Annotated in this window: 1 protein-coding gene; it reads right to left on the bottom strand. The window is 63.5% G+C overall.

The window, feature by feature from the left end; translation table 11 throughout:
* Positions 1-18: 18 nt before the first annotated feature.
* Positions 19-1,184, bottom strand: a protein-coding gene (locus tag ACFO3E_RS17150) for an IS3 family transposase (protein ID WP_380806656.1) whose coding sequence is annotated in 2 segments (ribosomal slippage) — positions 19-923 and positions 923-1,184 — 1,167 coding nt in all. Because the reading frame shifts where the segments join, the coding sequence is not laid out codon by codon here.
* Positions 1,185-1,250 lie beyond the last annotated feature (66 nt).

Here is a 1,250-nt window from a genome sequence, read left to right as displayed (position 1 = left end):
TGACGTGACCCCCGCCTTTCATCCAGCGGCGACCAGAGACCGACCGGTGTTGTCGCGCAGGAGCGCGGTTGAAGCAATGGGCGGGTTTAAACCCGCCCATTGCTTTTCGAGTTCGACGGCGAACGCCGCCGGTGTGGCATAGCCGAGCGAAGAGTGCGGCCGCTCAGTGTTATAGTCTTCGACCCAGCTGGCGAGGATCGAGCGGGCCTGACGAACCGTGAAGAACAGCGTTTCGTTGAGAAGCTCGTCGCGCATGCGGCCATTGAAGCTCTCGACGAACCCGTTCTGCGTCGGCTTGCCCGGCGCGATATAGTGCCACTCGACGCCCACATCGCCCGACCAGGCGAGCACCGCGTTCGATGTCAGTTCGGTCCCGTTGTCGCTGACGATCATCTTTGGCGCGCCGCGCTCGGCGATGAGGTCGCCCAGTTCGCGCGCCACCCGCTTGCCCGAGATCGACGTGTCGAGCACCGCCCGCAAGCATTCACGCGTCACATCGTCGACGATGTTGAGGATGCGGAACCGGCGGCCGGTGGCGAGTTGATCGTGGACGAAGTCCAGGCTCCAGCGCTGGTTGGGAAGCGCCAGCACCGGAGCCGGTGCCCGCGCGCCTACGGCGCGCCTTCTGCCCCGCCGACGCCGAACCGTCAGCCCCTCCTCACGGTAGAGCCGTTGGGTCTTCTTGCGGTTGATCATGATGCCATCCCGGCGGAGCAGGATATGCAGGCGCCGATAGCCGAACCGCCGGCGCTGTTGCGCCAACTCGCGCAAACGCGACCGCAGGTCGCCATCATCCGCCCGACATGAACGATACCGCATACTCTTGCGATCCGCTGAAATCACCCGGCACGCCCGTCGCTCGCTCATCCCCAACGTCATTTGGAGATGCGCGACCGCCTCGCGCTGCGCAGCGGGCGTCACCACTTTTTTGACAGCAGGTCTTTCAACCCCGCATTGTCCAGCATCGTCTCCGCGAGCAACCGCTTGAGTCTGGCGTTCTCCTCCTCCAGCGCCCGCAACCGCTTCGCATCGGACACCTCCAGACCCCCATACTTGGCCTTCCACGCATAATAGGTCGCGCTCGACATGCCGTGCTTGCGGCATAAATCCGTCACCACCGCTCCCGCCTCGGCTTCCTTCAGAATGCCGATAATCTGCTCTTCCAAAAACTGCTTCCGCTTCATTCCGTCCGTCCCTTCCTTGGGGTCGGACTCTAGCGCGAACTGGAGGAAAAATCGGGGGTCACGTCA

It is taken from the genome of Sphingobium tyrosinilyticum (assembly GCF_042654265.1).
In the GTDB taxonomy this organism is placed as follows: Bacteria; Pseudomonadota; Alphaproteobacteria; order Sphingomonadales; family Sphingomonadaceae; genus Sphingobium; species Sphingobium tyrosinilyticum.
The sequence above is the reverse complement of the archived record's forward strand: the minus strand, read 5'-3'. Positions and strand labels throughout refer to the sequence as shown.